22 protein-coding genes are annotated in these 24,558 nt (G+C 64.8%); 10 read left to right on the forward strand and 12 right to left on the reverse strand.

The window, feature by feature from the left end; all coding sequences use genetic code 11:
• Window positions 1-19: 19 nt before the first annotated feature.
• From mdtD to yccS, 4 genes are all read left to right on the forward strand, one after another.
• Entirely contained in the window at window positions 20-1,447 is a 1,428-nt protein-coding gene (mdtD, locus tag KSS90_RS23105; protein ID WP_217867415.1) for a multidrug transporter subunit MdtD, read from the forward strand.
• A gap of 112 nt (window positions 1,448-1,559) precedes the next feature.
• Window positions 1,560-2,897 (forward strand): ATP-dependent RNA helicase DbpA, encoded by a 1,338-nt coding sequence (gene dbpA, locus KSS90_RS23110; protein ID WP_263975117.1) that lies wholly within the window; start codon window positions 1,560-1,562, stop codon window positions 2,895-2,897.
• A gap of 131 nt (window positions 2,898-3,028) precedes the next feature.
• Window positions 3,029-4,210, forward strand: a complete 1,182-nt coding sequence (locus tag KSS90_RS23115) for a BaiN/RdsA family NAD(P)/FAD-dependent oxidoreductase (RefSeq protein ID WP_217867417.1) — start codon at window positions 3,029-3,031, stop codon at window positions 4,208-4,210.
• Window positions 4,211-4,416: 206 nt separating this feature from the next.
• A complete protein-coding gene (yccS, locus tag KSS90_RS23120) occupies window positions 4,417-6,600 on the forward strand; it encodes a YccS family putative transporter (protein WP_217867418.1) in 2,184 nt (727 codons plus the stop codon).
• 26 nt (window positions 6,601-6,626) lie between these two features.
• Here yccS and KSS90_RS23125 read toward each other — a convergent pair whose 3' ends face one another.
• A complete protein-coding gene (locus KSS90_RS23125) occupies window positions 6,627-7,364 on the reverse strand; it encodes a substrate-binding periplasmic protein (protein WP_217867419.1) in 738 nt (245 codons plus the stop codon).
• Between the two features lie 214 nt (window positions 7,365-7,578).
• On the opposite strand from KSS90_RS23125, the gene KSS90_RS23130 reads away from it, so the two are divergent.
• Window positions 7,579-8,031: a GNAT family N-acetyltransferase gene (locus KSS90_RS23130; protein WP_217867420.1), complete on the forward strand. Its 453-nt coding sequence runs from the start codon at window positions 7,579-7,581 to the stop codon at window positions 8,029-8,031.
• Window positions 8,032-8,050: 19 nt separating this feature from the next.
• On the opposite strand, the gene KSS90_RS23135 is transcribed toward KSS90_RS23130, so the two are convergent.
• From KSS90_RS23135 to tkt, 9 genes are all read right to left on the reverse strand, one after another.
• Window positions 8,051-8,353, reverse strand: a complete 303-nt coding sequence (locus KSS90_RS23135; RefSeq protein WP_217867421.1) for a winged helix-turn-helix domain-containing protein — start codon at window positions 8,351-8,353, stop codon at window positions 8,051-8,053.
• A 14-nt stretch (window positions 8,354-8,367) separates the two neighbouring features.
• Entirely contained in the window at window positions 8,368-8,868 is a 501-nt protein-coding gene (locus tag KSS90_RS23140) for a M48 metallopeptidase family protein (protein WP_217867422.1), read from the reverse strand.
• Between the two features lie 38 nt (window positions 8,869-8,906).
• Complete coding sequence (locus KSS90_RS23145; RefSeq protein ID WP_217867423.1) at window positions 8,907-11,024, reverse strand: putative bifunctional diguanylate cyclase/phosphodiesterase; 2,118 nt, start codon at window positions 11,022-11,024, stop codon at window positions 8,907-8,909.
• 232 nt (window positions 11,025-11,256) lie between these two features.
• The gene (gene fba, locus KSS90_RS23150; protein ID WP_023631710.1) at window positions 11,257-12,321 is read right to left on the reverse strand and encodes a class II fructose-bisphosphate aldolase; all 1,065 of its coding nucleotides are present in this window, start codon (window positions 12,319-12,321) and stop codon (window positions 11,257-11,259) included.
• A 100-nt stretch (window positions 12,322-12,421) separates the two neighbouring features.
• Window positions 12,422-12,751: an MliC family protein gene (locus tag KSS90_RS23155; protein WP_217867424.1), complete on the reverse strand. Its 330-nt coding sequence runs from the start codon at window positions 12,749-12,751 to the stop codon at window positions 12,422-12,424.
• Between the two features lie 160 nt (window positions 12,752-12,911).
• The gene (locus tag KSS90_RS23160) at window positions 12,912-13,130 is read right to left on the reverse strand and encodes a hypothetical protein (RefSeq protein WP_217867425.1); all 219 of its coding nucleotides are present in this window, start codon (window positions 13,128-13,130) and stop codon (window positions 12,912-12,914) included.
• A 32-nt stretch (window positions 13,131-13,162) separates the two neighbouring features.
• Window positions 13,163-14,326 carry a phosphoglycerate kinase gene (locus KSS90_RS23165; RefSeq protein ID WP_217867426.1) on the reverse strand — a complete coding sequence of 388 codons (1,164 nt, stop codon included), beginning with the start codon at window positions 14,324-14,326 and terminating at the stop codon, window positions 13,163-13,165.
• A gap of 12 nt (window positions 14,327-14,338) precedes the next feature.
• A complete protein-coding gene (gene epd, locus KSS90_RS23170; protein ID WP_217867427.1) occupies window positions 14,339-15,400 on the reverse strand; it encodes an erythrose-4-phosphate dehydrogenase in 1,062 nt (353 codons plus the stop codon).
• A 129-nt stretch (window positions 15,401-15,529) separates the two neighbouring features.
• A complete protein-coding gene (tkt, locus tag KSS90_RS23175) occupies window positions 15,530-17,527 on the reverse strand; it encodes a transketolase (RefSeq protein ID WP_217867428.1) in 1,998 nt (665 codons plus the stop codon).
• A 230-nt stretch (window positions 17,528-17,757) separates the two neighbouring features.
• Between tkt and KSS90_RS23180 the strand changes: the two genes are divergently transcribed.
• The 4 genes from KSS90_RS23180 (at window position 17,758) to KSS90_RS23195 (ending at window position 22,316) form a co-directional block, all read left to right on the forward strand.
• Entirely contained in the window at window positions 17,758-18,750 is a 993-nt protein-coding gene (locus tag KSS90_RS23180) for an ArsR/SmtB family transcription factor (protein WP_217867429.1), read from the forward strand.
• A gap of 19 nt (window positions 18,751-18,769) precedes the next feature.
• On the forward strand, window positions 18,770-19,960 hold the full coding sequence (gene metK / locus KSS90_RS23185) for a methionine adenosyltransferase (protein WP_038706913.1): 1,191 nt from the start codon (window positions 18,770-18,772) through the stop codon (window positions 19,958-19,960).
• A gap of 135 nt (window positions 19,961-20,095) precedes the next feature.
• Complete coding sequence (gene ligB, locus KSS90_RS23190; protein ID WP_217867430.1) at window positions 20,096-21,805, forward strand: NAD-dependent DNA ligase LigB; 1,710 nt, start codon at window positions 20,096-20,098, stop codon at window positions 21,803-21,805.
• 118 nt (window positions 21,806-21,923) lie between these two features.
• On the forward strand, window positions 21,924-22,316 hold the full coding sequence (locus KSS90_RS23195) for a DUF1090 domain-containing protein (RefSeq protein ID WP_217867431.1): 393 nt from the start codon (window positions 21,924-21,926) through the stop codon (window positions 22,314-22,316).
• A 54-nt stretch (window positions 22,317-22,370) separates the two neighbouring features.
• Here KSS90_RS23195 and KSS90_RS23200 read toward each other — a convergent pair whose 3' ends face one another.
• Window positions 22,371-22,817: a c-type cytochrome gene (locus KSS90_RS23200; protein ID WP_217867432.1), complete on the reverse strand. Its 447-nt coding sequence runs from the start codon at window positions 22,815-22,817 to the stop codon at window positions 22,371-22,373.
• 119 nt (window positions 22,818-22,936) lie between these two features.
• On the opposite strand from KSS90_RS23200, the gene mltA reads away from it, so the two are divergent.
• Window positions 22,937-24,088 carry a murein transglycosylase A gene (gene mltA / locus KSS90_RS23205; protein ID WP_217867433.1) on the forward strand — a complete coding sequence of 384 codons (1,152 nt, stop codon included), beginning with the start codon at window positions 22,937-22,939 and terminating at the stop codon, window positions 24,086-24,088.
• A gap of 61 nt (window positions 24,089-24,149) precedes the next feature.
• Here mltA and KSS90_RS23210 read toward each other — a convergent pair whose 3' ends face one another.
• Window positions 24,150-24,536 (reverse strand): MAPEG family protein, encoded by a 387-nt coding sequence (locus KSS90_RS23210; RefSeq protein ID WP_217867434.1) that lies wholly within the window; start codon window positions 24,534-24,536, stop codon window positions 24,150-24,152.
• Window positions 24,537-24,558: the final 22 nt, after the last annotated feature.

Here is a 24,558-nt window from a genome sequence, read left to right on the forward strand (position 1 = left end):
AGCAGAATTGAGGTAACCCATGCCAGACCGCGCCCCGCTGGACCCCGTCACCGCCCGCTGGATCCCGTGGGTGGTGGCCATCGCCTTCTTCATGCAGTCGCTCGACGGCACCATCCTCAACACCGCGCTGCCGGCCATGGCCCGCTCCCTGGCCGAAGACCCGCTGCGCATGCAGGGGGTGATCATCGCCTACATGCTCACCGTGGCCCTGCTGATCCCGGCCTCGGGCTGGATCGCCGACCGCTTTGGCACCAAGCGCATCTTCTTCAGCGCCATCGTGCTGTTCAGCTTCGGTTCGCTGTTGTGCGCCATGGCCAACAGCCTCGGCTTCCTGATCCTGGCCCGGGTGATCCAGGGCCTGGGCGGCGCGCTTATGCTGCCGGTCGGGCGCCTGGTGGTGCTGCGCGCCTATCCACGCTCGGAGCTGGTGCGGATCATGAGTTTCATCACCATCCCCGGCCTGCTCGGCCCGCTGCTCGGCCCGACGCTGGGCGGCTGGCTGGTGGAGATCCTGACCTGGCACTGGATCTTCCTGCTCAACCTGCCGGTAGGCGCCCTCGGTTGCTATGCGGTGTGGAAGTACATTCCCGACCTGCGCGGCGCCGAGCGTACCCGCTTCGATACCCCGGGCTTCCTGCTGTTCGGCGCAGCGATGGTGCTGATCACCATCGCCATGGAGGGCCTGGGCGAACTGCACCTGCCGCACCTGCGGGTGATGCTGTTGCTGTTCGCCGGCATGGCCTGCCTGGCCGCGTACTGGCTGCGCGCCGGACGCGATCCGGAACCGTTGTTCTCGCCTTCGCTGTTCCGCGTGCGCACCTTCGCCATCGGCATCCTCGGCAATCTGTTCGCCCGCCTGGGTAGCGGCGCCCTGCCCTTCCTGGTGCCGTTGCTGCTGCAAGTGGCACTAGGGTATTCGCCGGCCCAGGCCGGGATGAGCATGATCCCGCTGGCGGCGGCGGCAATGGTCGCCAAATCGGTAGCCCGGCCATTGATCGAACGCCTGGGCTACCGCATCGTGCTCACCGGTAACACCTTGCTGCTGGGCCTGCTGCTGGCCAGCCTGGGGCTGGTCGACGGACAGACGCCCTACGCCGTGCTGCTGGTGCAACTGGCGCTGCTGGGCGCGGTGAACTCGATGCAGTTCACGGCAATGAACACCGTGACCCTGATCGACCTGGACGACGCCAGCGCCAGCAGTGGCAACAGCTTGTTGTCGGTGGTCGCGCAGCTGTCGCTGAGCCTAGGCGTGGCCTGTGCCGGCGCCTTGCTCGGTGGCTTCACCGCAGCCGGCAACAGCGATGCCGTGGAAAGCACCCTGGGCGCGTTCCAGCTGACCTTCGTCACCATTGGCGTGATGGCCATGCTGGCGGCGGCGATCTTCCTGCAATTGGCGCCGACAGACGGAAGGCGCGCCCGTCGTCCGGAAGAACACGTCGAGTCGTAGGGCGAATGGCCATGAGGCTGGTAGACTGTGCGACATTTTTCGCTTCGCACCGCAGGCCCGCCTCGTGACCGTTGAAACCACCGCTTTTGCCACCCTACCGCTGTCCGCCGCCATGCTGGCCAACCTGGACGCCCTGGGCTACGCCTCGATGACTCCGATCCAGGCCCAGAGCCTGCCGGTGATCCTCAAGGGCCAGGACCTGATCGCCCAGGCCAAGACCGGCAGCGGCAAGACCGCCGCCTTCGGCATCGGCCTGCTCAACCCGATCAACCCTCGCTACTTCGGCTGCCAGGCCCTGGTGTTGTGCCCGACCCGCGAACTGGCCGACCAGGTAGCCAAGGAGCTGCGCCGCCTGGCCCGCGCCGAGGACAATATCAAGATCCTCACGCTGTGCGGCGGCGTCTCGCTGGGCCCGCAAATCGCCTCGCTGGAACACGGCGCGCACATCATCGTCGGCACGCCGGGGCGCATCCAGCAGCACCTGGACAAAGGCACCCTGGTGCTTGACGGGCTCAACACCCTGGTGCTCGACGAAGCCGACCGCATGCTCGACATGGGTTTCTTCGACGCCATCGCCAGCATCATCGGCAAGACCCCGTCGCGCCGCCAGACCCTGCTGTTCTCGGCCACCTACCCGGCTGGCATCGAGCAACTGGCCAAGGCCTTCATGCGCCAGCCACAGCAAGTCAAGGTCGAGGCGTTGCACAGCGACAGCCAGATCGAACAGCGCTTCATCGAGATCGACCCGCAACAGCGCCTGGAAGCGGTGACCCGCGTGCTCGGCCACTACCGCCCGCAGTCCTGCGTGGCGTTCTGCTTCACCAAGCAGCAGTGCGAGGACGTGGTTGCCCACCTTACCGCCAAGGGCATCGTCGCCCAGGCCCTGCACGGCGACCTGGAGCAACGCGACCGCGACCAGGTGCTGACGATGTTCGCCAACCGCAGCAGCTCGGTGCTGGTGGCCACCGACGTGGCCGCCCGCGGCCTGGACATCGATGGCCTGGACATGGTCATCAACGTCGAACTGGCGCGTGACGCCGAGATCCACGTACACCGCGTCGGCCGTACCGGCCGGGCCGGCGAGAAAGGCGTGGCGATCAGCCTGGTGGCGCCGGCCGAGGGCCATCGCGCCCAGGCCATCGAGGACTTGCAGAACAAGCCGCTGCGTTGGGAGCAACTGGACAACCTCAAGAGCAAGGGCGGCGAGCCGCTGCTGCCACCGATGACCACCCTGTGCATCGGCGCCGGGCGCAAGGACAAGCTGCGCCCGGGCGATATCCTTGGCGCACTGACTGGCGATGCCGGGTTGCCAGGCAAGCAGGTGGGCAAGATCGCCATCTTCGATTTCGTCGCGTTCGTGGCCGTGGAGCGGGCGGTGGCCAAGCAGGCCATGCAGCGGCTGAACAGTGGCAAGATCAAGGGTCGCGCGCTGAAAGTCCGTATCGTCTGAAGTCTTTTTGGGGCCGCTGCGCAGCCCATCGCCGGCAAGCCGGCTCCCACAGGGTTTGGTGTTATCCCTGTGGGAGCCGGCTTGCCGGCGATGGGCCACGCAGCGGCCCCGGTTATTGAAGAGGTAACACCGTGCATTCCACCGACGTGATCATTCTCGGCGCCGGCGCCGCTGGCTTGATGTGCGCCTTGCTCAGCGCCCAACGCGGGCGCAGGGTGCTGGTGCTCGACCACGCCAACAAACCGGGCAAGAAGATCCTCATGTCCGGGGGCGGGCGCTGCAACTTCACCAACATGTACACCGAGCCGGCCAACTTCCTTTCGCACAACCCGCACTTCTGCAAGTCGGCGCTGGCCCGCTACACCCAGTGGGACTTCATCGAGCTGGTGTGCAAGCATGGCGTGCCATACCACGAGAAGAAACTCGGCCAGCTGTTCTGCGACAACAAGTCCAGCGACATCCTCGACATGCTCCTCGCCGAGTGCGACCAGGCCGGCGCCGAGCTGCGCATGAACACCAGCATCGACAAGATCGAAAGGACCGAGGCCGGCTACACCCTGCAGACCAGCGCCGGCCCATTCGCCTGCCAATCGCTGGTGATCGCCACCGGCGGCCTGTCGATCCCGACGCTTGGCGCCAGCGGTTTCGGCTACCAGGTCGCTCGCCAGTTCGGCCACGAACTGCTGCCGACCCGCGCCGGCCTGGTGCCGTTCACCATCACCGAGCCCCAGCTCAAGGCACTGTGTACCGAGCTGTCCGGCACCTCGCTGGACTGCATCGCCAGCTGCAATGGCACGAGCTTCCGCGAGAACCTGCTGTTCACCCACCGTGGCCTGAGCGGCCCGGCGATCCTGCAGGTCTCGTCGTTCTGGGAAGCCGGCGACACGGTGGAGATCAACCTGCTGCCGGATCGCGACGCACTGGAATGGCTGCAGGGCCAGCAGGTCGAGCGCCCAAACAGCGAACTGAAGACGGTGCTGGGCGAGGTCTTCACCCGCAAGCTGGCCAACCTGCTGGCCGAGCAGTGGTTCGTTTCGAAACCGCTGAAGCAGTACACCCCGGCGGAATTGACACAGATCGCCGAAAAACTGGCGGCTTGGCAGGTGGTCCCGGCCGGTACCGAGGGCTATCGCACCGCCGAGGTCACCCTGGGTGGCGTCGATACCCGCGAGGTGTCGTCCAAGACCATGGAATCGCTGAAAAGCCCCGGGCTGTACTTCATCGGCGAAGTGCTGGACGTGAGCGGGCACCTGGGCGGTTTCAACTTCCAGTGGGCCTGGGCTTCGGCCAACGCGGCGGCGCAGTTCGTGTAGAGTAGAATCCATTCAGCAGCACGGAACGCTTCTTGCTGGTTTGTGCTGGAGTGCCAAGAATCGGGGCCGCTTCGCAGCCCATCGCTGGCAAGCCAGCTCCCACAGGTTTGGTGTGATCCCTGTGGGAGCTGGCTTGCCAGCGATGGGGCGCGCAGCGGCCCCCAGCGGCCTCGAAGGTATTCATCCGCTCACAGCCCAGGGCCATCATGTCATCGAGCTCGTTCCGCCATTCATTGCGTCGCCTGTGGGGCCAAGACAAGTTCAGCTACGCCATCCGCGTGACCATCGCCCTCACCGGCAGCATGGCCTGGTGCTGGTACCAGAACGAGATGAGCCTGCTCATCCCGCTGTTTCTCGGCATCATCGCCAGCGCCCTGGCCGAGACCGACGATGGCTGGCAAGGCAGGCTCAGTGCCCTGCTGGTCACCCTGGGCTGTTTCGCCATCGCCGCGCTGTCGGTCGAGCTGCTGTTCCCCTACCCCTGGATCTTCGCCGTCGCCCTGGCCCTGGCGGCATTTTCCCTGACCATGCTCGGGGCCCTGGGCGAACGCTATGGGGCGATCGCCTCGGCCACCTTGATCCTCTCGGTCTACACCATGATCGGTGTCGACCAGCGCGGGGGAGAAGTCAGCGATTTCTGGCACGAGCCCTTGTTGCTGGTGACGGGTGCGGCCTGGTACGGACTGCTGTCGGTGCTATGGCAGGCGCTGTTCTCCAACCAGCCGGTGCAGCAGAGCCTGGCCAAGCTGTTCTTTGAGCTGGGCAGCTACCTCAAGCTCAAGGCCAGCCTGTTCGAACCGGTCCGCACCCTCGATGTCGAGGCCACGCGTCTTGAACTGGCCAAGCAGAATGGCAAGGTAGTGGCCGCGCTGAACGCCGCCAAGGAAATCATCCTGCACCGGGTCGGCAACAGCCAACCCAACTCCAAGGTCAGCCGCTACCTCAAGCTGTATTTCCTGGCCCAGGACATCCACGAACGGGTCAGCGCCTCGCATTACCCCTACAACGCGCTGACCGACGCCTTCTTCCACAGCGACGTGATGTTCCGCTGTCAGCGCCTGCTACGCAAACAGGGCTCATCCTGCCAGGAGCTGGCACGCTCGATCCGCCTGCGCCAGCCGTTCGTGCTGGCCAGCGGGTACCCCGAGGCACTGGAAGACCTCAACGCCTCGCTGGAGCACCTGCGCACCCAGAACAACCCGGCCTGGCGCAGCCTGCTGCGCTCGCTGCGGGCACTGGCCGCCAACCTGGCCACGCTGGACCGGCTGCTCAGCGCCGCGAGCAACCCGGACAGCCTGGCCGATGCCAGCGACAGCAGCCTGCTCGATCGCTCGCCGCGCAACTTCAAGGATGTGTGGAAGCGCCTGCGCACCCAGCTGACTCCCACCTCGTTGCTGTTCCGCCACGCCCTGCGCCTGTCGCTGGCATTGTCGGTGGGCTATGGCATGGTTCACCTGATCCACCCGACCCAGGGCTACTGGATCATCCTCACCACATTGTTCGTCTGCCAGCCCAACTATGGCGCGACACGGCGCAAACTGGTGCAACGGATCATCGGCACCGCCATCGGCCTGACCGTGGGCTGGGCGCTGTTCGACCTGTTCCCCAATCCGATCATCCAGTCGCTGTTCGCGGTGGTCGCGGGGGTGGTGTTCTTCGTCAACCGCACCACCCGCTACACCCTGGCCACGGCGGCGATCACCCTGATGGTGCTGTTCTGCTTCAACCAGATCGGCGATGGCTACGGGCTGTTCCTGCCGCGCCTGTTCGATACCCTGGTCGGCAGCCTGATCGCCATCCTCGCGGTGTTCCTGTTCCTGCCCGACTGGCAGGGCCGACGGTTGAACAAGGTACTGGCCAACACCCTCGCCTGCGCCAGCGAGTACCTGCGCCAGATCATGCAGCAATACGCCCATGGCAAGCGTGACGATCTGGCCTACCGCCTGGCCCGGCGCAATGCGCACAATGCCGACGCGGCGCTGTCGACCACCCTGGCCAACATGCTGATGGAACCGGGGCATTTCCGTAAGGAGGCCGACGTCGGCTTCCGCTTCCTGGTGTTGTCGCACACCCTGCTCAGCTATCTGTCGGGGCTGGGTGCCCATCGTGATACCGCCTTGCCAGCGGAGGTGCATGAACATCTGATCGAAGGCGCAGGGAAGACACTGGCAGCAAGCCTCGACGAGTTGGCCAACGGGCTGGCGGCGCGGCTACCGGTGGCGATCCACAGCGATGCCGAGGAAGCACTGGCCAACGCCCTGGAGCAGATGCCCGAGGAACTGGACGAGCATCAGCGCCTGGTGCAGACACAGCTGGCGCTGATCTGCCGCCAGTTGGGACCATTGCGGACATTGGCGGGCCATCTGCTCAAGGAGAGCCAACCCGCCTGATCACGGGCAACGCTACGCCCCCGCTATCAGAAACCATGCTGATGCAGCAGGCGGGCGTAACTGCCGTCTGCCTTCATCGTGGCGATGGCCTTCTCGAAACGCGCCACGATCTTCTGGTGCTCCGGGTGCTTGAGGCTCACCAGAATATGCAGGCTGTTCTCCCCCAGCGGCGGATCGACGAAGGTCACGCCCTCGCGCACCTGCTGTGGTTCGCGCTGCAGGTTGTAGCGCGCCACGTACTCATCCTCCACCGCCAGGTTCACCCGCCCGGCCGCGAGCATGCGTACCGCCGAGGAAAAGTTGCGCACCAGCACCTTGTTCAGGCGCTCGTCGCTGTCGAACTCGGGGGAATAGGCGTAGTCGCGCACCACGGCGATGGTATAGGGGTACAGATCAGCCTGGCGTGCATAGGCAAAGGCATCGCCTTCACGCTTGAGCAGGCGGATGCGGTTGACCAGGTAAGCGCCGGAGAACTGCCCGATCAAGGTGCGCTCCTGGTTGAACCAGGCATTGATCAGCACATCGTAACGCCCTTCGCCCACCCCCATCAGTGCCCGGGCCCAGGGCACCTCCTCGAACTCGGTGGCATAGCCGGCGCGGGTCAGCGCCGTGGTGACGATGCTGGTGGCCAGGCCGCCACCGGGCATGTCGGTATCGGTGAACGGCGGCCAACTGTCGGCCACCAGCCGCAGCTTGCCATGGGCCAGGGCAGGCCCCGCGCACAACAGTCCCAGTAATCCAAGAACGCAAAGCAGTGGCCGCATGCTCAAATCCTTTCGCAGTTGGGGGCCCACGCTGGTGACGGCGATCTCTAACTAGCAACAGAGGTTGCAGATTACACAAGCCGCATCCTGGCGACAGCGGACGATAATGTCATTTAGCCTCTATTTTTGCCGAATTCTGGACGGCCTCATTCGCCCTCGTCGTGTCCGCCTGGATTTGCGATGATCGATGGTCAACCGAAGGAGTCCTCCCCCCATGTCCATCGAGTGGATTTGCAAGCACCACACCGATCTCGCCAAGGAACAACTCTACGCCATCCTGCACCTGCGTACGGAAGTGTTCGTGGTCGAACAACGCTGCGCCTACCAGGAGGTCGACGGGCTCGACCTGCAAGGCGACACCCTGCACCTGATGGGCTGGGAGGATGACCGATTGGTGGCCTACCTACGCTTGCTCGACCCGCAGTCGCAGCACGGCGACGTAGTCATTGGCCGAGTGGTCACCGCGCCGCACGCGCGTGGCGGCGGCCTGGGGCACCAGTTGCTGCTCAAGGGGCTGGAATGCGCGGCGCACTGCTGGGCGGGAACGCCGGTATACCTGTCGGCCCAGGCGCATCTGCAGGGGTACTACGCACGCCATGGCTTCGCGGTGGTAGGCGAGGAGTACCTTGAGGACGATATTCCCCATATCGGCATGCGCAAGGGCTGAGGCCATTAGCCGGCAAGGCTTACGGGTAGCCCAGCACGTCACGGATCTGCCGCAGGTGCTGGATGATCCACTGCTTGTCGATCGCGCCCCAGTCGCGGATCCGGTAATGCCCGGCATGATTGCGCGCCCCCGGCTGCTGCTCGAATTCGCAGAAGATGTCCAGATCGGCCAGGGCGGCAATGGTGTCCTGGGCCGTGCGCCGGGGCATGCCGGTAGCCTCCATCAGCGCCGGCACACTGGTGGCGGTCTGGCTGTCGATCAGCCACGCCACGTAAAGGCGGCGGTAGAAGCTGCTGCGGGTCTTGCTCACTTCCGTGGTCATGGGGTGCTTGTCCCTCAGGTGTTGCCCGGCAGTTCCCGATAGGTCAGGTAGACGCGCAGGTCGAACTCAAGTTGATGATAGTCCGGCTCCATGTGCTGACAGAGCTGGTAGAACGCCTTGTTGTGATCGCGCTCCTTCAGGTGCGCCAGCTCATGCACCACGATCATGCGCAGGAACTGCGGCGCCGCCTCGCGGAACAACGAAGCGACGCGGATCTCCTTCTTCGCCTTGAGCTTGCCACCCTGTACCCGCGATACCGCCGTGTTCAGGCCCAATGCACGGTGAGTGAGGTCAAGGCGGCTGTCGAACAGCACCTTGTCCAGTGGCGGCGCGCTGCGCAGGTACTGCTGCTTGATCTCCTGGGCATAGCCGTACAGGGCCTTGTCGCTCTGCACGTCATGGCGTTCGGGATAGCGCTGGCGCAGGTAGTCGCCCAGGCGATCGCTGGCGATCATCTGGCGCACCTGTTCCTGCAGGTGCGGCGGGTAGGCTTGCAGGTAACGTAGAGCGGTCATGGCAGGCGTTCGGAACGAGAAGACGCGAGTTTAGCCAATCACGACGCCCATGGGAAAAACGCTGGGAAATCGCCGGCGGCTTCGGCGGTGAGCGGCCGCGCTACGAGGAACCCCTGCACATAGGCGCAACCGGCGCCCTTGAGCCATTCGGCCTGGGCCCGGGTCTCGACGCCCTCGGCGATTACCGTGATGTCGTAGGCCGCGCACAGGTCGATGACACTGCGCACCAAGGCGATATCCGCCGCCGAGTCCGGCAACCGCGCGACCAGGTGGCGGTCGAGCTTGAGCGTGTCGATAGGCAGGTCGCGCAGCATGCGCAGCGAGCAGTCGCCAGCGCCGAAGTCGTCCAGCGCCACGCGAATGCCCAGCTCCCGCAGGCGATGCACCTGCTTCACCGCCGCGTCGATGTTGTACATCAGCGAAGTCTCGGCGACCTCCACCTCCAGCTGGGCGGGTTGCAGTTGATGCGTGTCGATCACCTGGGCCAACTCATCGACCAACCCAGGCATGGTGAACTGCGCACGGCTCAGGCTGATACCCAGCACCAGTTGCGCATCGAAGCGCTCGCCCCAGCCCTTGCGCTGTGCGGCCCCCTTGCGGTAGATCCAGCTGGCCAGACGGTTGATCAGTCGGGCCTCCTCCAGCAACGGAATGAACAACCCGGGCGGCACATCGCCCACGCTCGGGTGCTGCCAGCGCAACAGCGCCTCGAAGCCCCGCAGCCGGCCATCGGCGAACGCCACCTGAGGTTGGTAGACCAGGCTGAAATCGTTTTGCTCGATGGCCGTGCGCACGCTGTCCTCGAGCATCAACCGTGAGCGGGCGCGGCCATTGAGCTCCTGGTCGTAGAAGCGGTACTGCTGGCGCCCAGCCTGCTTGGCCGCGTACATCGCCGCATCGGCGGCGCGCAACAGGCCCTCCACGTTGGCGCCGCAGTCGGGGTAGGTGGCAATGCCGATGCTCACGCCCAGATTGACCTCCAGCCCATCCACCTGCTGGAAGCTCGACATCCGCTCCAGCAGTTTCTCGGCGTAGCGACCGGCCTGTTCGGGGTACGGCAACCCATCGAACAGGGCGGTGAACTCATCGCCGCCCATGCGCGCCAACAGCGCCTCGCTGCCCAGGCACTCCTTGAGCTGGTCGGCCACCCAGCGCAGAACCTTGTCGCCGGCCTCATGGCCAAGTAGGTCGTTGATCCGCTTGAAGCCGTCCAGATCCATGTACATCAAGGCCTTGGCCTTGTCCGAACGCTCGTTGCGCAGCAGCGCGCTCTCGGCGGCCTGATAGAAACCACGGCGGTTGAGCAGCCCGGTCAATGGGTCGGTCACCGCCTGGTACTCCAGTTGCTGATGCAGACTACGCACCACCGACATGTCCAGCACCGTCACCACCATGGCTTTCTGCTCGGCGGGCAACGGCGCGCAGGACAGCGCCACCGGCACCAACTGGCCACCGAGAGTACGCAGCTGGGCGTCATGCACGCGGAAGATCTGCCGTCCCAGATAGGCCTGGTAGAAGTCTGATTCGTGCCACAGGTTGGCGCAGGGCAGCTGGATCAGATCGAGCATATGCGCGCCTTGCAGCTTCTCCACCGGCGCATCGAGCAGGCGCGAAATGGCCGGGTTGGCGAACCCGATGCAACCCGCCTCGTCCACCACCAGGATGCCCTCGGCGGCGTTTTCCAGGATCGAGGCGTTGAACGCGCGGGCCGACTCCAGCTCACGTGTCAGCCGTTGCAGCATGCGCCTGTTGCGCTGCTGCTCCAGCAGGGCCTGGACCTTGGGCTTGAGTATCTGCGGATCGAAAGGTTTGAACAGGTAGTCCACCGCACCGCTGGCATAACCCTTGAGCACTGCAGCGTCGGACTGCTCGTTGGCGGTGAGGAAAATGATTGGCGTCAAGCGCGTGCGTTGGCTGCCACGCATCAGGCGGGCAACCTCGAAGCCATCCATCTCGGGCATCTGCACGTCGAGCAGAACCAGGTCGACCTCGTGCTCGAGCAAGGCGCTCAGGGCTTCCATCCCTGAACTGGCGGTCAATACCTGCCAATCCTGGCGGGACAACAAAGCCCGCATGCTGATGAGGTTCTCCGGATAGTCGTCTACGACCAGCAGAACCGAACTGCTTTCCGGTGTTTGAGAATAAGCGCCATCCATGTTGCTTCTCTTGGTAAGTCCAACTGCGACTTGTGATTGGATCCGATTGTTACTCTAGTCTCGGCATCCGAAGACGCAATGCAGGCGGATGGCCATAAGCCATCGGAAATGATGTTAGCCGACTAACGGTATAAGCGGTGAACATGCGACATACGGATCGCCATGGCACACGCGACCTGCGCCCACAAAAAAGCCCGCATCGCGGCGGGCTCTTTCGTGGAACGGTGCCGGATCAGTTGATCTTGGCAGCCAGTTCACCTTTGGCGTAACGCTGGAACATGCCTTCCAGGGAGATCGGCTTGATCTTCGAGGCGTTGCCGGCGGTGCCGAAGGCTTCGTAGCGGGCGATGCACACGTCACGCATGGCCTTGACGGTTTCACCGAAGAACTTGCGTGGGTCGAACTCGCTCGGGTTCTGCGCCATCAGGCGGCGCATGGCGCCAGTGGAGGCCAGGCGCAGGTCGGTGTCGATGTTGACCTTGCGGACACCGTACTTGATGCCTTCGACGATCTCTTCGACCGGCACGCCGTAGGTTTCCTTGATGTCGCCACCGTACTGGTTGATGATCGCCAGCCACTCTTGCGGCACCGAGGACGAGCCGTGCATCACCAGGTGGGTGTTGGGGATGCGCTTGTGGATTTCCTTGATACGGTCGATCGCCAGCACGTCACCGGTAGGCGGCTTGGTGAACTTGTAGGCGCCGTGGCTGGTACCGATGGCGATGGCCAGGGCGTCCACTTGGGTCTTCTTGACGAAGTCGGCCGCTTCTTCCGGGTCGGTCAGCATCTGGCTGTGATCCAGCACGCCTTCGGCGCCGATACCGTCTTCTTCACCTGCCATGCCGGTTTCCAGCGAACCCAGGCAGCCCAGCTCGCCTTCCACCGAAACCCCACAGGCGTGCGCCATGGCAACGGTCTGCTGGGTGACGCGGACGTTGTACTCGTAGTCGGTCGGGGTCTTGCCGTCTTCACCCAGCGAGCCGTCCATCATCACCGAGCTGAAGCCCAGCTGGATGGAGCGCTGGCACACGTCGGGGCTGGTGCCGTGGTCCTGGTGCATGCACACCGGAATGTGCGGGAACTCTTCGATGGCCGCCAGGATCAGGTGGCGCAGGAAGGGAGCACCGGCGTATTTGCGAGCGCCAGCGGAGGCCTGGACGATAACCGGGGAGTCGGTCTTGTCGGCGGCTTCCATGATCGCGCGCATCTGCTCGAGGTTGTTGACGTTGAAAGCCGGAACGCCGTAGCCGAATTCGGCGGCGTGGTCCAGCATCTGGCGCATGCTAATGAGTGCCATGGTGTATCTCTCTCCCGACAAGCGTCGTTTGTTTCGTGCAAGCCTGCCGCAGGGGCGGTTGCTGTTCAAGTAGTGTGGGCCACCGTGGCGGCCCGGCCAGTCACGGTGCCTTGCAGCCCCGCCCAATCAGATCGTTGGTCGCCACCCAGTACACCAGGCCTTCTTCGCCCTTGGCGTGGAAAGCCAGCATGCCATCGCTGTACAGCGCGCCAGAGGCGCCCGGTTCGGCCTTGAGCCGGTAGACCTGGTCGCCGCCGCCCAGGCGTACGTCGACCGCATCCTGTTTCGCGTCGGCGAAACGCCACAGCACTTCAGCCTGGCTGTCGCAGACCCAGCGGGTCCATTTGTCCGCCGGGGCGGGTTGGGCAGGTTGCAGCAGCGAGCAGCCTGCCAGGGTCGCCAGGGCCAGTACGGCCAGAAGCGCTTTCATCCAGTTACTCCGCTAGGGGCTGCTATGCAGCCCATCGCCGGCAAGCCGGCTCCCACAAGGTTTGGTGCGATTCCTGTGGGAGCCGGCTTACCAGCGATGGGCCGGGCAGCGGCCCCATGTTCAAGACCACAAAACAGCCTTCAGGTTGCCTGCCACCCGATCAAGGGCAGCCCGGCGCCTTGCGCTGGTGCTCGTCATCGTACTTTTCCAGGCCGTCCGGGCCCAGGCGCTTGTTGATCACCGGTGCCGTCTCCGCCTGCCACTGGGACTGGTAGCAGCCGCCCTTGGGCGCCTGCGCCGGATCGGCCTCGCTGCCCTTGTTGCTGGCGCAGGCGCCCAACAACAAGACCACGATCATCACAGGCAATTGCTTGACCATCGGGTCGCTCCCTTTGCCAGACGCCCTCACGCTCAGGCCTTGGCCCGTTCTTCCAGGATTGCCACGGCAGGCAGGACCTTGCCTTCGACGAACTCGAGGAACGCGCCGCCACCGGTAGAAATGTAGGAGATATCGGCACCCACGCCATACTTGTCGATGGCTGCCAGGGTGTCGCCGCCACCGGCGATGGAGAATGCGGCGCTGTCGGCGATGGCCTTGGCCAGGACCTTGGTGCCGTTGCCGAACTGGTCGAACTCGAATACACCGACCGGGCCGTTCCACAGGATGGTCTTCGAGGTCTTGAGCAACTCGGCGAACTGCTCGGCGGTCTTCGGACCGATGTCCAGGATCATATCGTCGGCGGCCACGTCGGCGATCGCCTTGACGGTGGCTTCGGCGCTCTCGGCGAACTCCTTGGCGACCACCACGTCCACCGGCAGCGGCACGCTGACCTTGGCAGCGATGGCCTTGGCGGTGTCGACCAGGTCAGGCTCGTACAGCGACTTGCCGACCGGGTGACCGGCGGCGGCGAGGAAGGTGTTGGCGATGCCGCCACCGACGATCAGCTGGTCGCAGACCGTGCTCAGGCTGTTCAGCACGTCCAGTTTGGTCGACACCTTGGAGCCGGCGACGATGGCGGCCATCGGCTTGGCCGGTGCCTTCAGGGCCTTGCCCAGGGCGTCCAGCTCGGCGGCCAGCAGCGGGCCGGCAGCGGCGACCTTGGCGAACTTGGCGACACCGTGGGTCGAACCTTCGGCGCGGTGGGCGGTGCCAAAGGCGTCCATGACGAACACGTCGCACAGGGCAGCGTACTGCTGCGCCAGTTCGTCGGCGTTCTTCTTCTCGCCCTTGTTGAAGCGCACGTTCTCGAACAGCACCAAGTCACCGGCCTTGACCTCGACGCCGCCCAGATAGTCGGCGACCAGCGGTACGTCGCGGCCCAGGGCCTTGCTCAGGTAGTCGGCAACCGGCTTGAGGCTGTTCTCGGCGGAGAACTCGCCTTCGGTCGGGCGCCCCAGGTGCGAGCAGACCATTACCGCCGCGCCCTTCTCCAGGGCCAGCTTGATGGTCGGCAGCGCTGCCAGGATACGCGCATCGCTGGCGACCACGCCGTCCTTCACGGGGACGTTGAGGTCTTCGCGGATCAGTACGCGCTTACCTTGCAGGTCGAGGTCGGTCATCTTCAACACGGTCATGAATGCAGTCCTTCAGGGCTGTTTGCTGCGGGTTGGGTGGACGACGTGCAGATAGTGTTCGGCAACGTCGAGCATACGGTTGGCAAACCCCCATTCGTTGTCGAACCAGGCCAGCAGGTTCACCAGGCGGGGGCCTGAGACACGGGTCTGGCTGGCATCGACGATGGCCGAATGCGGGTCATGGTTGAAATCACAGCTGGCGTGGGGCAGCTCGGTGTAGGCCAGCAAGCCTTTGAGCGGGCCATCCAGGGCGGCCTCGCGCAACACCCGGTTGACCTCGGCCGCGCTGGTGTCGCGGGCGGTCTGCAGGGTGATGTCCAGGCACGACACGTTGACGGTCGGCACACGTACGGCTTTGGCCTGGATTCGCCCGGCAAGTTCCGGCAGCAGGCGCTCGATACCCCGCGCCAGACCAGTGGACACCGGGATCACCGACTGGAACGCGGAGCGAGTACGGCGCAGGTCTTCATGGTGATAGGCATCGATCACCGGCTGGTCGTTCATCGCCGAGTGGATGGTGGTGATCTGTACGTACTCGATGCCAAAGGCCTGGTCCAGCACCCGCAACAGCGGCACGCCGCAGTTTGTGGTGCAGGACGCGTTCGATACCAGCAGTTCGTTGCCGGTCAGGCAATCCTGGTTGACGCCGTAGACCACCGTGGCGTCGACGTCGGCTTCGCTGGCCATTGGCTGCGAGAACAGCACCCGCGGCGCACCGGCATCCAGGAAGCGCTGGCCGTCGGCGCGGGTGTTGTAGGCGCCAGAGCACTCCAGCACCAGGTCGACATCCAGGGCGGCCCAGTCGATGCCTTCGGGGGTGGCGCTGCGCAGCACTTTCACGCAGTCGCCATTGATATGCAGACAGTCGCCGTCGACTTTCACCTCACCGGGGAAACGCCCGTGGGTGGAGTCGAAGCGCGTCAGGTATTCCAGGCTGGCCTGGTCGGCCAGGTCGTTCAGCGCGACGATCTCGAAACCGGCCTTCGCCCCTCGCTCGAACAGTGCGCGCAGGACACAGCGGCCGATGCGGCCGTAACCGTTGAGTGCAACTTTGTAGGGACGCGGGTGGGGCATTCGATACTCACGTGCAGGTGCGTTGAACGACCATCGCGGGGCAAGCCCGCTCCCACAAGGCACCGGGATGCCTTGTGGGAGCGGGCTTGCCCCGCGATCAGGCGGGAGGCACGGAGCCTCCCGGGTGCATCAGTCTTCCAGCAGCTCTTCGGCGGTGCCCAGGATGTTGTCCAGGGTGAAGCCGAACTCCTCGAACAGCGCGGAGGCCGGTGCCGACTCGCCGTAGGTGGTCATGCCGATGACGCGACCTTCGAGGCCGACGTACTTGTACCAGAAGTCGGCATGGGCAGCCTCGATGGCGATGCGCGCGCTGACTTCCAGTGGCAGGACCGACTGCTTGTAGGCTGCGTCCTGGGCGTCGAACACGCTGGTGCTCGGCATCGACACGACGCGGACCTTGCGGCCCTCGGCGCTCAGCTTGTCGAACGCCTGGACGGCCAGGCCCACTTCGGAACCGGTGGCGATCAGGATCAGTTCAGGCTCGCCGGCGCAGTCCTTGAGGACGTAACCGCCACGGGCGATATCGGCGATCTGCTGGGCATTGCGATCCTGATGCTGGAGGTTCTGGCGCGAGAAGATCAGCGCCGATGGGCCGTCCTTGCGCTCCAGGGCGTGCTTCCAGGACACGGCGGATTCCACCGCGTCGGCTGGGCGCCAGGTGTCCAGGTTCGGCGTGCTGCGCAGGCTGGTCAGTTGCTCGATCGGCTGGTGGGTCGGACCGTCTTCGCCCAAGCCGATGGAGTCGTGGGTGTAGACGTGGATCACGCGCTGCTTCATCAGCGCCGACATGCGCACGGCGTTACGGGCGTATTCCATGAACATCAGGAAGGTCGCGCCATAAGGCACCAGGCCGCCGTGCAGGGCGACGCCGTTCATGATCGCGGTCATGCCGAACTCGCGCACGCCGTAGAACACATAATTACCGCTGGCGTCATTGGCCTCGACACCCTTGCAACCTTTCCACAGGGTCAGGTTGGAGCCGGCCAGGTCCGCCGAGCCACCGAGGAACTCCGGCAGCAGCGGGCCGAAGGCGTTCAGGGTGTTCTGGCTGGCCTTGCGGCTGGCGATGGTTTCGCCCTTGGCGGCGACTTCGTTGATGTACTGCTGGGCCTTCTCGGAGAAGTCGGCCGGCAGGTCGCCGGCGCTGCGGCGCTTGAACTCGGCAGCCAGCTCAGGGTAGGCAGCGGCGTAGGCGGCGAAGCGCTGGTCCCACTCGGCCTCAGCCTTGGCACCGGCTTCCTTGGCGTCCCACTCGGCATAGATGTCGGCTGGGATCTCGAACGGACCGTGGTTCCAGTTCAGTTCCTTGCGGGCCAGGGCGATTTCGTCGTTGCCCAGCGGCGCGCCGTGGCAGTCTTCCTTGCCCTGCTTGTTCGGCGAGCCGAAGCCGATGATGGTCTTGCAGCAGATCAGGGTCGGACGGTCGCTCTTGCGAGCGGTGTCGATGGCCATCTTGATCTCGTCGGCATCGTGACCGTTGACGTTGCGGATCACCTGCCAGTTGTAGGCCTCGAAGCGCGCCGGGGTGTTGTCGGTGAACCAGCCGTGGACTTCACCGTCGATGGAAATGCCGTTGTCGTCGTAGAAGGCGATCAGTTTGTTCAGGCCCAGGGTGCCGGCCAGCGAGGCGACTTCGTGGGAGATGCCTTCCATCATGCAGCCGTCGCCGAGGAACACATAAGTGTTGTGGTCGACGATGTTGTGGCCTTCACGGTTGAACTGGGCGGCCAGCACTTTTTCCGCCAGGGCGAAGCCCACGGCGTTGGCGATGCCCTGGCCGAGTGGGCCAGTGGTGGTCTCGACGCCCGGGGTATAACCGTATTCCGGGTGACCCGGGGTGCGGCTGTGCAGCTGGCGGAAGGCCTTGAGGTCGTCGATGGTGACGTCGTAGCCGGTCAGGTGCAGCAGCGAATAGATGAGCATCGAGCCGTGGCCGTTGGACAGCACGAAGCGGTCGCGGTCGGCGAAGCTCGGGTTGCTCGGGTTGTGCTTCAGGTAATCGCGCCAAAGCACTTCGGCGATATCCGCCATACCCATGGGGGCACCTGGGTGGCCGCTGTTGGCCTTTTGCACGGCATCCATGCTGAGGGCACGAATGGCGTTGGCACGTTCACGACGGCTGGGCATCGCTGAGTCTCCTGGGGCTTGAAATTGGTGGTGAAGCGAAAAAAGGCGACCATTTTCGCCCACAGGGGGGGGCGGGGGCAATGACGTATGGTCGCAGTCGGGCTTTTTTCCTGTGTTTGGCCCGCTTTTCACGAGAAATGCCCCTGCTCGGCCACCACCCATCCAGCAATATCAAAACTTTTTGATATTGCTATTGCGACGGCAGCATCCCCTGACTAGACTCCCGCCCCATGAACCTCAATGCGCCCATCACACCACAACGCAGCGACGAGCTGGCCGCCCTGTGCAAGGCCGGCGGCGACCCGCTGCGCCTGAACGTGCTGCGCGCATTGGCCAACGACTCGTTCGGCGTGCTGGAGCTGGCGCAGATCTTCGATATCGGCCAGTCAGGCATGAGCCACCACCTCAAGGTACTGGCCCAGGCCGACCTGGTGGCGACCCGCCGCGAAGGCAACGCGATCTTCTACCGCCGCGCCCTGCCCGACAGTCAGCGCCTGGGTGGCCGCCTGCACTCGGCACTGCTCGAGGAAGCCGACGACCTCGCGCTACCCGTGGATGTGCAGGCGCGCATCGCCCTGGTGCAACAGCGCCGCGCCGCCACCAGCCAGGATTTTTTCCAGCGCGTCGAAGAAAAGTTTCGCGCCCAGCAGGACCTGATCGCCGGCTTGCCGCAGTACCGCGAAAGCCTGCTGGCGCTGCTCGACAAGCTCAGCTTCGGGGTCGGCGCCAGCGCCCTGGAAGTGGGGCCTGGCGACGGCGGTTTCCTGCCTGACCTGGCCCGTCGCTTCGGCCAGGTCACGGCCATGGACAACAGCCCGACCATGCTCGAGCTGGCGCGCCAGGTCTGCGAGCGCAATGCACTGAACAACGTGAACCTGCAGTTGGCCGATGCACTGGGTGCAACGGATGTGGAAGCCGACTGCGTTGTGCTGAACATGGTCCTGCACCATTTCAGCGACCCGGCCCTGGCCTTGCGCCTGCTGGCCAAACGGGTGAAGGCGGGCGGTAGCCTGCTGGTCACCGAGCTGTGCAGCCATGACCAGGGGTGGGCGCGCGAAGCCTGCGGCGACCTGTGGCTTGGCTTCGAGCAGGACGACCTGGCCCGTTGGGCCAACGCTGCGGGGCTGACCCCCGGGGACAGCCTCTACGTGGGCTTGCGTAACGGTTTTCAGATCCAGGTCCGGCATTTCCAGCGGGCCATTGGCGACATACAACATCGGTAAATTTCAGGAACCCATCGAGATGAGCGAATACTCCCTTTTCACCTCCGAGTCCGTGTCCGAAGGGCATCCGGACAAGATCGCCGACCAGATCTCCGACGCGGTGCTGGACGCCATCATCGCCCAGGACAAGTATGCCCGCGTGGCCTGCGAGACACTGGTCAAGACCGGTGTCGCCATCATCGCCGGCGAAGTCACCACTTCGGCCTGGGTCGATCTGGAAGACCTGGTGCGTAACGTGATCATCGACATCGGCTACAACAGCTCCGACGTCGGCTTCGACGGCGCCACTTGCGCCGTGATGAACATCATCGGCAAGCAGTCGGTGGACATCGCCCAGGGCGTCGACCGCTCTCGCCCGGAAGACCAGGGCGCTGGCGACCAGGGCCTGATGTTCGGCTATGCCAGTAACGAGACCGACGTGCTGATGCCGGCACCGATCTGCTTCTCGCACCGCCTGGTCGAGCGCCAGGCCGAGGCGCGCAAATCCAAGCTGCTGCCTTGGCTGCGCCCGGACGCCAAGTCCCAGGTCACCTGCCGCTACGAAAACGGCAAGGTCGTCGGCATCGACGCGGTCGTGCTGTCGACCCAGCACAACCCCGAGGTCTCGCAGAAAGACCTGCAGGAAGCGGTGATGGAACTGATCGTCAAGCACACCCTGCCTGCCGAGCTGCTGCACAAGGGTACCCAGTACCACATCAACCCGACCGGCAACTTCATCATCGGTGGCCCGGTGGGCGACTGCGGCCTGACCGGCCGCAAGATCATCGTCGACTCCTACGGCGGCATGGCCCGCCACGGTGGCGGCGCGTTCTCCGGCAAGGACCCGTCCAAGGTCGACCGTTCCGCCGCCTACGCCGGCCGCTACGTGGCCAAGAACATCGTCGCCGCCGGCCTGGCCGAGCGTTGCGAGATCCAGGTGTCCTACGCCATCGGCGTGGCCCAGCCGACCTCCATCTCGATCAACACCTTCGGCACCGGCAAGGTCTCGGACGAGAAGATCGTGCAACTGGTGCGCGAGTGCTTCGACCTGCGTCCGTACGCCATCACCACCATGCTCGACCTGCTGCACCCGATGTACCAGGAAACCGCGGCCTACGGTCACTTCGGCCGCACCCCGCAGCAGAAGACCGTGGGTGATGACACCTTCACCACCTTCACCTGGGAGCGCACCGACCGCGCCGCCGCCCTGCGCGACGCCGCTGGCCTGTAAGCCTCCTACAGCAGTGAAGGAAAGCCCCTGCCGAGCGATCGGCAGGGGCTTTTTCGTGACATATCGCCTGACAATGCGGCACGTCGCACCGAGCAACCGACACCTAGGCTGAGGACTCCTTCCCGCCTCGCAAGGATGCCGGCCATGCCTTTGCTGTCGATACTCATGCTCCTGCCGACTCTTTTCGCCAGCGCGCTGGCCGGCGAATGTCCGGATTGGAGCGCGCCCCAGGCGCAAGCCGAAATGGCCCGGCTGGGCGAGACCCTGGCCCGCTGGGACGATCACTACCATCGCCAGGGCAAGTCATTGGTGGCGGACGAGCTCTATGACCAGAGCCGCCAGCACCTGCTGCGCCTGCAACGGTGCTTCAACCTGCCAGACGCGGCGCCCGACCCGCTGGCCAGCGCACGTGGCCCGATGCCCCATCCGATCGCACACACCGGCGTCGACAAGCTCCCCGACGAGCAGGCGATGCGCCGTTGGCTGGCCGGCAAGCACGACGTCTGGATGCAGCCCAAGGTCGATGGCGTCGCGGTTTCCCTGATTTTCCAGCAGGGCCGGCTGGTCCGCCTGCTCAGCCGCGGCGATGGCGTCCAGGGCCATGACTGGAGCCGGCATATTCCCGCGCTGGGCGCCGTTACCCGGCAACTGCCGCAGCCCATGGACCTGGTGCTGCAAGGGGAGCTGTACAAGCGCCTGGATGGCCACGTGCAGGCCCAGGCAGGCAGCGTCAACGCACGGGGCAGCGTGGCCGGGCTGCTGGCACGCAAGCAACTGGACACTGACCAGGGCGCCAGCATCGGCCTGTTCGTCTGGGATTGGCCGCAGGGACCGCAATCGCAGGAGGCGCGCCTCGAGCAGCTGGCCGCCATGGGTTTTGTCGACAGCCAGCGCTACAGCATCGCCATCGACAGCCCGGAGCAGGCCGCCGAGATGCGCCTGCGCTGGTATCGCTCCGCCCTGCCCTTCGCCACCGATGGAGTGATCCTGCGCCAGGGCCGCCGCCCGCCCGCCGAACGCTGGCAGGCCAAGCCCCCCTACTGGATCGCGGCCTGGAAATACCCCTTCTCCCAAGCACTGGCCGAAGTGCGCGAAGTGCGCTTTCGCGTTGGGCGCACGGGCAAGGTGACACCGATCCTGCACGTGGCCCCTGTCGAGCTGGATGACCGTCGGATTTCACAGGTCAGCCTGGGCTCCCTGGCGCGCTGGCACAAACTCGACATTCGCCCGGGCGACCAGGTGGCTATAAGCCTTGCCGGCCTCACCATTCCGCGGTTTGACGCCGTGGTACATCGCATGCTCGTACGACGGCCCGTCGCGTCACCGCCAGCGGGCCGGTACGACGCCCATAGTTGCTGGCAAGCCGGCGCTGACTGCGACGATCAATTCATCGCCCGCCTGAGCTGGATGAGCGGCAAGCAGGGACTAGCCATGCAGGCGATCGGGCCGGGCACCTGGCGGCGACTGGTGGATGCCGGGCTGGTGACCACCCTAGTGGACTGGCTGGAGCTTGATACCCAGGCCCTGGCGGCGGTGCCGGGCCTCGGCGCTGCCAGGGCCCGACAGCTTCATGACAATTTTGCAGCGGCTCGCTTGCAACCCTTCCGCCAGTGGTTGACGGCGCTGGGCGCGCCCTTGCCTCAGGGAGTGCCGCTGGAGGCCGACTGGTCGACACTTGCCGCGCGGTCGGCTGATGCATGGCAAGCCTTGACGGGCGTCGGTGGCGCAAGATCGAAACAGCTCGAGGTATTTTTTGCAACAGAAGATGTTCAAGCCATTGCTACGCAACTGGGCGGGTATCGTATCGCCGGTTTCCAGCGCTCGAACGACACCGCCGAACAATGACGACCGTAGGGTAACTCCGAGTTTGCCGGCTAAAGACCCACCAAGGGTTCCTAAATCCGGCAAACCAAGGCAGGATTCCACCAACTTTTGCTGCCCCGCCCCGCTCAGGAGGCTTTTCATGACACGTTTCACCGCTCTTTTCCTGCTGGCCACCCTTGGCCTGGCGACCGGCGCCGCGCAAGCCGCCCAGCCGGATGCAGGCTTGACCGGCTGCGCCGCCAAACGCAGCGCCATCGAGAACCAGCTGAAGATTGCCCGTGACCATGGCAACAGCGACCAGATCGCCGGGCTCGAAGAGGCGCTGCGTGGCGTGGACAACTGCACCGACGCTGGCCTGCGCAAAGAGCGCGAGCAGAAAGTGCTCGATGCCCGCCACGAAGTGAACCAGCGCACCAAAGACCTGGACAAAGCCATGAAGAAAGGCGACGCGGAAAAGATCAACAAGCGCAAGGACAAGCTGGCCGAGGCGAAGAAAGAACTGCAGGAAGCCGTGGACGAGCTCGAGCGCTGACCGAACACCCCTCGATGTGGGAGCGAACCAGCTCCCACAACAGCCTCCCACGGCTCAGTGATTGCGAAACTCGCTATGACAGGCCTTGCACGCCGCCTCGACCTTGTCCATCGGTGCCTTCATCTGCGCTGCGTCCAGCGACGGGTTGCGGGTCACCGTCACCAGCTCGCCGGTAACGCCCTCCAGCTGCCGGGCCAGGTCCTGGAACCGCGCCTGGCGCTCCCAAACTTCCGCTCGGGCGCTGCTATCACCCTCGTCGCGCACCTGCGGGAAGTGCTGCCAAGGCTCATGGGCCAGGGTATCCAGCTTCACCGCGCCCTCGGCGAACTTCACGCCGTCGAACGGCAAACGCCCGCGCAGCATGCCACCCATGTCTTCACTGGTCTTGAGCATCTGCTTGAAGATCGCCTTGCGCTGGCCCAGCGGCGAGTTGGGGTCGACTCCATCGCAGGCGGTCAAGGCGAGGGTGGCGAGCAGTACTACGGTCAATCGCTTGAACATCACGGTCTCTTTGGCCAGGCAAACGGGCCGCCAGTATCGCTGCCTGCCGGGCAAAGACCAATAGCCACACAGAAAACAAGGGCGAATGTTCATGTTTCGCCCAGCACAGGACCCACCCGATGAAATCTGCATTGCGTCATCTCGCCTGGGCCCTGCCCGCCCTGGCGCTCCTGGTCGGCTGCAACGGCGGCGAAAGCGCCAAGCCCGAACCTCATGCCCTCGCCACCTATGTGCCAGCCACCTGGAAGGACCTGCCCCAGGTCAGCGACGACGACCTGCTGGCCGGTTTCTATGCCTGGCGCAACGGTTGCGAGAAGCTCAAGCGCGATTCGGTCTGGGCCGCAACCTGCGAGGCAGCCGGTTCAGCCACGACGAACGCTGATCAGGTACGCACCTTCCTCGAGCAGAATCTCCAGGTGTACGGGCTACGTTCGGCAGAGAACAACGCCAACGGCCTGATCACCGGGTACTACGAGCCGGTCTACCCCGGCAGCCTGGAGCGCACTGAAGCCGCGCATGTGCCGGTTTACGGCGTACCCGAGGACATGATCGTGGTCGACCTGGCCAGCGTTTATCCCGAGCTCAAGGGCAAGCGCCTGCGCGGGCGCCTCGATGGCCGGGTGCTCAAGCCCTATGACACCGCCGAAGTGATCAACCGCGACGGTGCCAAGGCGCCGGTACTGGCTTGGCTGACCGACCCGATGGACTTGCAGTTCCTGCAGATCCAGGGCTCCGGTCGCATCCAGCTGGAAGGTGGCCGCCAGTTGCGGCTGGGGTATGCCGATCAGAACGGCCATCCCTACCGCCCGATCGGCCGCTGGTTGGTGGAGCAGGGCCAACTGCCCAAGGAGCAGGTGACCATGGGCAGCATCCACGCTTGGGCCGAGGCCAACCCGCAGCGGGTGCCAGAGCTGCTGGCGAGCAACCCGAGCTATGTGTTCTTCAGTACCCGACCGGATAGCAACGAAGGCCCTCGCGGCTCGCTCAACGTACCGCTGACCGCTGGCTACAGCGTGGCTATCGACCGCAAAGTGATCCCCCTTGGCAGCCTGTTGTGGCTGTCGACCACGCGGCCTGACGGCGCGCCCGTCGTGCGCCCGGTGGGCGCTCAGGACACTGGTGGCGCCATCACTGGTGAGGTCCGCGCAGACCTGTTCTGGGGCACCGGGCCAGAGGCCGGCGAGCTGGCAGGGAACATGAAGCAGCAAGGACAGATCTGGATGCTTTGGCCCAAGGGCCAGCCTCTGCCCGACGTCCCGAAGGTGCTTTGATCGGCTTTGTCGCGGGGCAAGCTCGCTTCCATCGTTGGAGCGAGCTTACCCCGCGATGCATTCAGACCGAAACGACAAAGAACGAGACGATCAACGCCATCCCGACGAACCACACCAACGACCGCAACACCGCCCAATCCGCCAAGTAGCAGATGATGTAGAGCAACCGGCTGGTGATGTACATCACCCCCAGCACGTCCTGGGTCACCTGTTCGGCATTACCCACGATATCGGCCACCAATACCGCAGCGGCAAAGGCGGGAAACGCCTCGTAACCGTTCAATTGGGCGGCATGGGCACGCCGAGGCAAGCCTTCGAGCTTGTCCAGAAACGCGCGCGGATCGTGATTGGCGCGCAGGCCGAAATAGCCGCTGCTGAGCTTGGCGATCAACGCACACAGCGGGGGCAGGATCAGGGCGATCAGGATGCACCAGAGTGCGACGGTCATGGGTAGGACTCCTTGTTCTCAA

The organism is Pseudomonas maumuensis (assembly GCF_019139675.1).
GTDB lineage: Bacteria > Pseudomonadota > Gammaproteobacteria > Pseudomonadales > Pseudomonadaceae > Aquipseudomonas > Aquipseudomonas maumuensis.

Coding starts and splice junctions, on each gene's coding strand:
- fba (WP_023631710.1), bottom strand. CDS start 12,321: ATGGCACTCATTAGCATGCGCCAGATGCTGGACCACGCCGCCGAATTC.
- dbpA (WP_263975117.1), top strand. CDS start 1,560: ATGCTGGCCAACCTGGACGCCCTGGGCTACGCCTCGATGACTCCGATC.
- KSS90_RS23145 (WP_217867423.1), bottom strand. CDS start 11,024: ATGGATGGCGCTTATTCTCAAACACCGGAAAGCAGTTCGGTTCTGCTG.
- KSS90_RS23165 (WP_217867426.1), bottom strand. CDS start 14,326: ATGACCGTGTTGAAGATGACCGACCTCGACCTGCAAGGTAAGCGCGTA.
- KSS90_RS23210 (WP_217867434.1), bottom strand. CDS start 24,536: ATGACCGTCGCACTCTGGTGCATCCTGATCGCCCTGATCCTGCCCCCG.
- KSS90_RS23130 (WP_217867420.1), top strand. CDS start 7,579: ATGTCCATCGAGTGGATTTGCAAGCACCACACCGATCTCGCCAAGGAA.
- KSS90_RS23195 (WP_217867431.1), top strand. CDS start 21,924: ATGACACGTTTCACCGCTCTTTTCCTGCTGGCCACCCTTGGCCTGGCG.
- KSS90_RS23180 (WP_217867429.1), top strand. CDS start 17,758: ATGAACCTCAATGCGCCCATCACACCACAACGCAGCGACGAGCTGGCC.
- ligB (WP_217867430.1), top strand. CDS start 20,096: ATGCCGGCCATGCCTTTGCTGTCGATACTCATGCTCCTGCCGACTCTT.
- mltA (WP_217867433.1), top strand. CDS start 22,937: ATGAAATCTGCATTGCGTCATCTCGCCTGGGCCCTGCCCGCCCTGGCG.
- metK (WP_038706913.1), top strand. CDS start 18,770: ATGAGCGAATACTCCCTTTTCACCTCCGAGTCCGTGTCCGAAGGGCAT.
- mdtD (WP_217867415.1), top strand. CDS start 20: ATGCCAGACCGCGCCCCGCTGGACCCCGTCACCGCCCGCTGGATCCCG.
- epd (WP_217867427.1), bottom strand. CDS start 15,400: ATGCCCCACCCGCGTCCCTACAAAGTTGCACTCAACGGTTACGGCCGC.
- KSS90_RS23200 (WP_217867432.1), bottom strand. CDS start 22,817: ATGTTCAAGCGATTGACCGTAGTACTGCTCGCCACCCTCGCCTTGACC.
- KSS90_RS23125 (WP_217867419.1), bottom strand. CDS start 7,364: ATGCGGCCACTGCTTTGCGTTCTTGGATTACTGGGACTGTTGTGCGCG.
- tkt (WP_217867428.1), bottom strand. CDS start 17,527: ATGCCCAGCCGTCGTGAACGTGCCAACGCCATTCGTGCCCTCAGCATG.
- KSS90_RS23135 (WP_217867421.1), bottom strand. CDS start 8,353: ATGACCACGGAAGTGAGCAAGACCCGCAGCAGCTTCTACCGCCGCCTT.
- yccS (WP_217867418.1), top strand. CDS start 4,417: ATGTCATCGAGCTCGTTCCGCCATTCATTGCGTCGCCTGTGGGGCCAA.
- KSS90_RS23155 (WP_217867424.1), bottom strand. CDS start 12,751: ATGAAAGCGCTTCTGGCCGTACTGGCCCTGGCGACCCTGGCAGGCTGC.
- KSS90_RS23140 (WP_217867422.1), bottom strand. CDS start 8,868: ATGACCGCTCTACGTTACCTGCAAGCCTACCCGCCGCACCTGCAGGAA.
- KSS90_RS23160 (WP_217867425.1), bottom strand. CDS start 13,130: ATGGTCAAGCAATTGCCTGTGATGATCGTGGTCTTGTTGTTGGGCGCC.